Source organism: Moorena sp. SIO3B2, assembly GCF_010692525.1.
Classification (GTDB): domain Bacteria; phylum Cyanobacteriota; class Cyanobacteriia; order Cyanobacteriales; family Coleofasciculaceae; genus Moorena; species Moorena producens.
This window is the reverse complement of record NZ_JAAHHE010000259.1, coordinates 1-8,672: the sequence shown is the minus strand read 5'-3', so window position 1 is coordinate 8,672 and position 8,672 is coordinate 1. Positions and strand designations below refer to the sequence as shown.

Genomic DNA, 8,672 nt, shown 5'->3' with positions numbered 1-8,672 from the left:
AAGGCTGTGAAACCCTTAAAAGAACGATTCGGGAAAACCACATAGAGGTGGTTAATTGTGTAATCGCTGACTGTTCTAATCCTGACCAAGCTAACCAAGTTTTGGAGTTAATTCTAGACTACCTAGTGGACAACATTGAAGACCTAGACAGTAAATATGCCAAAGCTTATCAAGACCACATAGATATCCTCCACAGAGACTTAGAAACTGATTTACAGAAAGCCAGTAAAGCCCTAGCTGGATTTGGGGATGAAGACCAGTTATTTGTGGAGCGATTCAAGGAGTTTAAAGAAGAGCTATCTGACAGTCTTGAAAAATTCCTCAAAAAACTCAGAAAAAACCGGGAAACAGTTGATCCTTACTTTAAAGCAAAAGTCGATACTGTAATGAAAGCCTGCCAAAGTGACCCGGGAATTCCAGAACTAGACGAAATTGAAAGACAACGCACAGACCGATTCGGAGGCTCTTACAGGTCTACCTACTACGGGTCGATTGCAGCGATGCGAGCCAACCTCTCAAAGCATTTCCTTTCCTTAAACGAAGGGCTACAGCAGTCAGTGGAGCAGCTCAAATCAGAAGTAACAAATGTGCTGGTAAACCTGAAAAAGGGGCACTTGGGGAATCTAACCAAGGAACGGGACGCCAAGTTTCTAGGGGTGATGACCGAGTTACTCGATAAGTATAACAATCAATTAGAGCTAGGATTCCGAACCCTTTGGGAGTCTCAAGTTTCCTATGAGGGATTAATTATACACAGTATTCGACAGCACTTTGATGACGAACTTGAACCGGATCTAATCAACAACAACACCCTGAGCATTAAAAATTCAGAGTCAGGAGAATCCCAAGTTGAAGAGTTTAATCAACAAGAAGTAAAAAATCGTCTAGAAGCTCTTCATAAAAAAGTGGTCATTAAATGCAAAGAAACCTTAGATCAGTGGTTAACTGAGCCGAGCCAAGTCAGATACTTCATCATCGGAGAGTTTTTTGATCGCATTCACTATGCCAAAGATATAGGAGACCAGTGGCGGACTTTTCTAAGAAAGGAAGAAATTCGCTCGAAAGTATGGCCTGAGTTCCAAAGGCTCAAAGAACATAAACAAATTCAGCAGGAGTGGCAAAATTTGCTCCAGAAAGCAATCAGCAGCAACAAATTGGAATCTATGCAGTTTTTGAACTAACTTTGCGTAAGCTATCAGCCTGGTTGACTGACAAAATTTGAAGTGGAAAGAGCGAAAAGTAAGAGTATTCAGGGTGTGGATAAGGTTGACAAAAGTACACCGGATCATCTGATTGACCCATGATGTGATGAGTTAAAATACACAAAAAACTATTGAGCAAGCAAACCCAAATGCAGATTAAGGTCGCAATACATCCAGCAGAAGAAGGTGGTTTTTGGGCAGAAGTACCCGCACTACCTGGCTGCATTACTGAGGGAGACACAATGGAAGAGGTTTTAGCAAATCTTCAAGATGCCATTGAAGGTTGGTTAGAAGTTGCCAGCAATTCCTATATTCCTGAACCCAACAGCAAAATTGTGGAAGTTACAGTATGAAATCTGTTTCTGGCAAAAAATTCTGTAAAATTATTGAGAAAAAAGGATGGGTTTTGAGAAAAATTACAGGAAGCCATCATATTTATGAAAAGCCAGGAGCTCAAAAAATCCTATCCGTTCCAGTTCACAAAAATCAAGATTTGAAGAGAGGAACCCTAAAAGCATTGATGAAAATAGCAGAATTGGAAGAATCAGATCTCCAGTAACACCTTTGATCACAACCTCAACTTTTGCACCGCCAACCGCTTCGTCTCCTCCCCCCGTCTATCATACTTGGCAGTGGTCACAGGAGACCCATAACCCGCCAACTTCTGAACCGTAACGATATCCACTCCCCCATCCAATAGATCACTACAAAACGTCCGAAGCTATGAGGTACAAAGGATTTTTTACCTATTGCCTCTTACCTATTGCCTATTGCCTCTTGCCTATTGCCTCTTGCCTATTGCCTCTTGCCTTTTGCCTTCCTAAAATTGTAGAAACCTACAATAATGTCTATTACCTGTATAGTATGCGGTCATATTAATACTGGCAGTACCAACTACTGCACTAGTTGTGGTGCGGCTCTTGAGTTTGAAGAGACTGTTAGTTCATCAGCCTACCATTTGCCTGCTGGCACACTCCTAAGGCAGAGTCATTATCGGATCGAAAAAGTCCTAGGAGAAGGGGGATTTGGCATTACCTACCAAGGAATTTACCTACCTAACTCTGCCAAGGTTGCCATCAAAGAACTATGGCCAGAAAAAGCAGCTAGGATGGGGAAAACCATTACTTGGCCCCCTTCTATTGCTCCGATTGACCGACAACGACAACTCCACAAATTTCAGTTAGAAGCCAGTTATTTACAAAAATGCTACCACCCTAATATTCCTAAGATTTATGAGTGGTTTGAGGAGAATAATACTGCCTATTTAGTCATGGAGTTTATCTCTGGAAAGTCCTTATCCAAAATCTTACAAGAAGAAGGTGTTCTTTCGGAAGAGAAGCTCAAGGGCTATTTTATCCAAGTAGTAGAAGCCTTAACAGTTGTTCACTCTAATCAACTATTACACAGAGATATTAAACCTGATAATATTCTAATTGATCACCAAGATCGAGCCGTATTGATTGATTTCGGTGCTACTAAAGAATTCATCGCCGGTCAAACCCGTGAAATGAGTGCAACATTATCACCAGGATACGCTCCTCTTGAGCAATACAGTTACCGGAGTAAGCGTTGGCCAGCTACGGATATATATGCTCTATGTGCTTCAATGTATGAATTACTCACTGGTCAATTACCAGCTCAAGCTACGGAAAGAGCTGGATCAGAAACGTTAATTCCACCACGACAGTTAGCTCCTCAGATTACACCCCAAATTGAGCAGGTAATCTTAACTGGAATGAGAATGAAGGTAGAGGAGCGATTTCAAACAGCCGAGGAACTGATTGATGCCCTCAAAGGCAAGTTTGTTTCTCCCAGTCAAAGGAAAGCGTGGGGATTACTTAAGCAAGGAAAGTTAGCAGAGGCGGTTCAAGCTTATCAAAAATGTCTAACTAATCAGCCAAACCATGGTGAAGCTGCGGTTGAACTAGCCCTAGTCCAGATGCATCTCAATGATGCTCAGGCTGAGGTGGCAGCACAAACAGCGATTCGACTACAACCAAATGATGGCAGGAGCTATGGGGTTTTAGGACTAGTCAACTGCCGTAAATCAAATTGGTCAACAGCAGTAAAACAGTTGCAACAAGCAGCAGACTTAGCTCCCCAAGAGGTTTGGATACAAGCTAATCTAGCTTGGGCATGGGGAAAGCTTGGCAATTGGCAACAGGCAGAATCTGCTGTTTCCAAGGCACTACAAATTGATAGTAACTGTACCTTTGCCCTAGGGTTACAAGCTTGGATTAATGTCAATCAACAGCAATGGAAACGAGCAATTCGTACTGCTACCCAGGCACTGTTCAAGTCAAAACAGGCTCAGTCTAGGGAATCCCAAGAACTACAACAATGGATATATCCCTATTTAATCATTGCTTTGGAAAAGGCAGTTGTTACTAGACAGTCTAGGGATGTGGAGCGGCGGATTATAGAGTTTACCACTCAAGTCCCCGATAGTGCAGTTGCTTGGGGATTGAAAGGTTGGAAGCAAGCTGTGCAAGGGTTGTGGCCTGAGGCTCTTGCCAATTTTGACCAAGCCAGCCAGAAAGCAGACGTTCCTAGCTGGGTATCCCTGAATCAAGGAATTACTCAGGAACACTTGCAGAATTATCAAGGTGCTATCCAAACCTATCAAGCCTACATTCAGAAATTTCCATCTGATGCCTTTGCTTTATTCCGTCTAGGCACTTTACTAGGAAAAGTGGGACAATGGGCACAAGCACGCTCCCATCTGGAAAAAGCCGTGCAGTTAAAACCAGACTATGCTGAGGCTTACCACAACTTAGGTTGGGTTTTACTGAACATCAGAACTGTAGATGGTCAGGTTGAGAATTTTCGTCCCCTGTTGTCCGCCTATCGTCAAGCATCTGAATTTTACATGCAACAGTACCAATCGCAATTAGCTGGTGCAATTAGACAAGCCTTTCAAATAGCTGGGGTTGAGCTTTAGCTGAATTTCTGTAGCTTGAAGAAGAATAGATAGCGTTTATCGCACTTATGATATAGTAGCGTTTATTGCATTTATGAGGTACGTTCTAAACCTCAAAGTACCCCTTATTAAGGGGGATTTAGGGGGATCCCTTTGTACCTCATATGAGGTAAGTTCTAAAGGTCAAAGTCCCCCTTATTAAGGGGGATTTAGGGGGATCCCTTTGTACCTCATGGGAGAGAGAATTGCTATATACACTATTCTTTTACTTGGGATACCCCCTAACCCCCCTTAATAAGGGGGGGATCTGATTCATGAGAATTGATATATAAGATTAGATCACTTCTATACACGAGCGTAAAGAGTCTGTATCCATTCCCATTCTTGGGCTAAGCCTTGGGATAGGGATACCTGAGGTTGATAATTTAGCAAGGTTTTGGCCTTGGTAATGTCTGCTGCAGTATGACGTGCGTCTCCTTTCGCTTTTTCGATGTAGTTTTTCTTAATGGGATGTCCAACAATTTGTTCAATGGTGTCGAGAACATCCGCAAGCACCACTCGGCTACCACCACCAATGTTAAAGACTTCCCCAACAGCAGCTGGTGTGCTACCTGCAGCCAGATTCGCGGCAATGATGTCTTTGATAAAGGTGAAGTCTCGGGTTTGCTTTCCGTCACCATATATGCTAATGGCTTCATCCGTGAGAATGGCTTTTAGGAATTTGTGAAATGCCATGTCTGGGCGCTGTCTCGGTCCATATACGGTGAAATAGCGTAAGGCAGTAACGGGTACACCAAAATTATGGTAATACAGCAAACATAGGTGTTCTGCTGCTAGCTTGGTTACCCCATAGGGGGAAACCGGTTGGGGAAGAATTGTTTCAGATGTCGGTAGGGCTTCCGCATTACCATAAACTGAAGAGCTGGAAGCATAGACTAATCGCGTCAGATGTTTGGCATCTTTGGCGGCTTCGAGTAGGATTTGGGTAGCGTTAATATTGCGCTCGGTATAATCCCGAAAACCATCCCCCCAACTGGCACGAACTCCAGCTTGTGCTGCCTGATGATAGACTACCTCTACATCGGTTAGGAGCGATCGCCAATCCAGGGTCTGAATATCACTTTCGATTAACTCAAAAGCGGGATGCTCTTTAAAATTTTCAATATTCCGGCGCTTGAGGTTGGGATCGTAGTAATCGTTAAATTGATCAATACCAATCACTCGCTCACCTTGATTCAAAAGGGTTTCTACTAGGTGAGAACCGACAAAACCCGCAGCACCCGTAACGATATTAAGAGCCATAAATTTAAGATTTCAAACTATTGGTTAAGCTTTGGGCAGACTAGTTTATATGTCGATGTAGATTAAATCTAGTCTGGCACACTATCGTGACGCACTCCCGCCGCTAAGAGTCGCGCTATAGCGGTGGCTTCTTGATCCTTTCGCCTTTGGCGTGGCCTACGGCCAAAGACTGAGAAGCGATCGAGTGTCCGTGCCGTCCCGTAAGATAGACACGATTTGCTTCGTGGTACTATCGTCCATATCGCCAGATACGACTAGCTTCCCACTACGCCGTTTTATACTTGGGAAAACGCCCAGCCCAAGTCGTTTTAGGTTGATTGCGGCATTCACATCCCGGTCAACCAAAACGTTTTCAACCGGATCGTAATACTTTCTGATTGAGCAATCCGTAAATATAACTTCGTTCCGATAACTCAGAATCATTGAGGAATACGCCGGTTTTTGTTTGATAACCACTGCTCCAGCTTTTGAGGCTATGTAGTCCAGTGTGGTTAGAAATTCACCAAACGCCGCGTCTAACCAAGACTTGTTCAGCCCAGACTTAGCCGATTGGCCGTTAGGCAAATACGTCCCATCAGCGGCTTTGTTGGGTTTATTTCGTTTTGTCAGTCCCTTGAGATTTAGCTTCTCAGGGAAAAAAAATTTCTTGCCCGTTTTCACCAGCTTGTGAGCCAGGTTGTAACGGTGATTCTTGCGCTGCCTAGCAATGCGTTGATGTATTCGAGATTCACGCTTAGCTAGCTGGCGACGGGCTTTAGAACCAAAACGTTTCGATGATTTCTTAGCAGAGATGGCTTTGAGTTTCGGTAAAGACTTACGCAGCGGTTTAGCCGATTTGTATTTGGTATTTTCGGATGTGGCAATGTAGTCATCGCCCTCTAGCACTGCGTCAAGACCGATTGAGTTATCCCAAGTGGGGACAATCTGATCAGGCGTCAACTCAGGCACCGTAGGATCTTCTACGGTAAGATTGATATACCAACCATCGGCTTTTTTGGTCAAGCTAACACGTTTGAGAACGGAACCATCCGGCATTGGTCGGTGCATGCGAACCTTCACCATTCCCAGCTTGGGAAGCTTGATATAGAGCCAGTTTTTGCGGACAAGATGAATCCACGTTGGTTTGACCATTGCGAACACCATCGTCCGGTAGCTGGATTGGTTCTTGAACCGTGGCTTACCGCTACGCTTGCCATTGGAATCACCCGATATATAACGCTTGAAAGCATCGTCAGCCCGTTTGCAGACATCCTGCAAAACGGTTGAATCTAATCCTGTGAAGTCCAACAGCTCACCGCTATGAAACACCTTGATCAGATCTGTTTTCAGTCCAGGCAATTGTGACTGTTGACCGTATCTAGTCGGCTGATCTCTGAGCTCAGGTAACGCGCAAACTAACGGACAAGCGTTGACGTAGGTTCTATTGTTCTCCCACCAATCGAAACGATCTCCGAGCTGGCGGTTATACCAATAGCGACACACTCGAAGCCAATAATTAGCCTCAAGTTTTTGCTTAGTGTTTGGGTAAGCTCGATACTGAAGCGTTGATTTCATAGGGGCCGATCCGACCATTACTGCAGGCCTTAGTGTTATTCTAGCACCAGCACAGTAATTAGTGTAAAACATGCCTAAAGATGATATCCACCGTGCTAGAAGCGTTTCAAACTTGAAAGCTCCTCAAGGTGTTAGTCCCCAAATACAGGCGTAAAGTCTTCACAGGGGTAATGCTAACCCGCGTAGAATCAATATTTTCAGAGCTGATGTCTAAGTGGGAAGGTAGTTTGGTCGAGTTCAATGGTGAAGCGGATCACCTTCATTTATTGATCCAATACAATCCCCAGACTCAGCTAAGCAAACTAATCAATAATCTCAAGACCGTTTCCAGTCGATACCTACGGAAAGAATTTCCCGATCAAGTGAATAAGTATTACTCGAAAAAAGTGTTCTGGACTGGCGGCTACTTCATTGCTAGTTGTGGAGGCGTTACCGTTGAACAACTCAAAGAATACGTTCAGAGTCAGGACAGACCTGACTGATGTTGGGTGATGGGGCATCGAACCCCGGAGACGAAACCTTAGGAGAGTGGAGCATTTGTGAGCGACAGGCATTGAGTAAAAGAGTCAAAACTTTTTGATTAAGGCTCCACTCTCCTTACGGTAACTTCAAAATCACCCAACCTGGCTTTCATCCCACGCTATAGCCACAGCTTAGCTTGTTAATTCCCGCCGAGCTAGTTAAATTGTGAGTAATTTTTTTTCGGTAAAAATGGCTTCAATATTTTGCTAATCTCATAGAATAAGATAGAGTATTCAGCACAGAGTGTACAAAAAAAGTGAAGATTTTGGTAATCGGCAATGGGGGAAGGGAGTACGCCCTTGCCTGGAAACTGCTGCAATCTCAAACTATTGAGCAGGTGATATGTGTTCCTGGTAATGGTGGCACCGCTACACTAACAGGTTGCCAAAATCGTTTATTAAACCTTCAAGATTTTGAGGCAATTGCTGAGTTTGCTCTGGTTAACCATATATCTCTAGTGGTGGTTGGTCCAGAACTCCCACTGTCCTTAGGTATTACAGACTATCTCCAAAGTAAAGATATCCCTGTGTTTGGTCCGACCCAGGAGGGAGCACAAATTGAGTCGAGTAAGTCTTGGGCAAAGGATTTGATGCAGTCGGCTGGTGTTCCTACCCCAAGTTTTGCTGTGTTTACGGAACCAGAGCCAGCATTGGCTTATGTCAAAGCCCAGGTAGCACCAATTGTGGTCAAAGCCGATGGCTTAGCAGCCGGTAAAGGGGTAACTGTTGCGGCTACGATAGACGAGGCAGAGATGGCTGTAGAGTCACTCTTTGGGAATGGGTTTGAGAGGGTGGTGATTGAAGAGTGTGTCACCGGCGAAGAAGTTTCGGTTTTGGCTGTTACGGATGGCTTGACGGTTCGTCCCTTACTACCAGCTCAGGACCATAAGCGAATTGGGGAAGGAGATACCGGTCCCAATACCGGAGGGATGGGAGCTTATGCTCCTGCACCGATTGTTACCCCAGAGCTAAGCACACGGATTGAAAAGGAAATTCTTAATCCTACCCTTGAGGCTTTAAAGGTCAGGGGAATTGATTATCGAGGGGTTCTCTATGCAGGATTGATGATTACTCCAGAAGGAAACCCAACGGTTCTGGAATTTAATTGTCGCTTTGGGGATCCAGAAACTCAAGCTATCCTACCCTTGCTAGAAACTCCCCTAGATCAGGTGC

Annotated in this window: 7 protein-coding genes and 3 pseudogenes; 7 read left to right on the top strand and 3 right to left on the bottom strand. The window is 44.3% G+C overall.

Annotated elements, in window-relative coordinates; genetic code table 11:
- The 3 genes and pseudogenes from F6K38_RS30275 to F6K38_RS30265 all read left to right on the top strand — a co-directional run.
- Nucleotides 1-1,181, top strand: a pseudogene (locus F6K38_RS30275) (hypothetical protein); the annotation flags it as partial.
- Nucleotides 1,182-1,351: 170 nt separating this feature from the next.
- The gene (locus F6K38_RS30270) at nt 1,352-1,555 is read left to right on the top strand and encodes a type II toxin-antitoxin system HicB family antitoxin (protein WP_008182203.1); all 204 of its coding nucleotides are present in this window, start codon (nt 1,352-1,354) and stop codon (nt 1,553-1,555) included.
- Nucleotides 1,552-1,761: a type II toxin-antitoxin system HicA family toxin gene (locus tag F6K38_RS30265; RefSeq protein WP_008182201.1), complete on the top strand. Its 210-nt coding sequence runs from the start codon at nt 1,552-1,554 to the stop codon at nt 1,759-1,761. Before F6K38_RS30270 ends, F6K38_RS30265 begins: the two co-directional genes overlap by 4 nt.
- 9 nt (nt 1,762-1,770) lie before the next feature.
- Here F6K38_RS30265 and F6K38_RS44490 read toward each other — a convergent pair.
- Nucleotides 1,771-1,920, bottom strand: a pseudogene (locus F6K38_RS44490) (tyrosine-type recombinase/integrase); the annotation flags it as partial.
- Nucleotides 1,921-1,925: 5 nt separating this feature from the next.
- Here F6K38_RS44490 and F6K38_RS30255 point away from each other — a divergent pair.
- Nucleotides 1,926-2,081, top strand: a complete 156-nt coding sequence (locus F6K38_RS30255) for a hypothetical protein (protein ID WP_158026258.1) — start codon at nt 1,926-1,928, stop codon at nt 2,079-2,081.
- Nucleotides 2,047-4,143 (top strand): serine/threonine-protein kinase, encoded by a 2,097-nt coding sequence (locus tag F6K38_RS30250; RefSeq protein ID WP_287358778.1) that lies wholly within the window; start codon nt 2,047-2,049, stop codon nt 4,141-4,143. The genes F6K38_RS30255 and F6K38_RS30250 overlap by 35 nt, the downstream gene beginning before the upstream one ends.
- A gap of 324 nt (nt 4,144-4,467) precedes the next feature.
- Here the strand turns inward: F6K38_RS30250 and F6K38_RS30245 are convergent, their stop codons facing one another.
- On the bottom strand, nt 4,468-5,424 hold the full coding sequence (locus tag F6K38_RS30245; protein WP_287358777.1) for an NAD-dependent epimerase/dehydratase family protein: 957 nt from the start codon (nt 5,422-5,424) through the stop codon (nt 4,468-4,470).
- 156 nt (nt 5,425-5,580) lie between these two features.
- A complete protein-coding gene (locus tag F6K38_RS30240) occupies nt 5,581-6,978 on the bottom strand; it encodes an RNA-guided endonuclease InsQ/TnpB family protein (protein WP_287358775.1) in 1,398 nt (465 codons plus the stop codon).
- A gap of 70 nt (nt 6,979-7,048) precedes the next feature.
- On the opposite strand from F6K38_RS30240, the pseudogene tnpA reads away from it, so the two are divergent.
- A pseudogene (tnpA, locus tag F6K38_RS30235) lies at nt 7,049-7,460 on the top strand (IS200/IS605 family transposase).
- A gap of 296 nt (nt 7,461-7,756) precedes the next feature.
- Nucleotides 7,757-8,672, top strand: a 916-nt coding sequence (purD, locus tag F6K38_RS30230; RefSeq protein ID WP_287358773.1) for a phosphoribosylamine--glycine ligase, incomplete at its 3' end; no start/stop codon positions are given.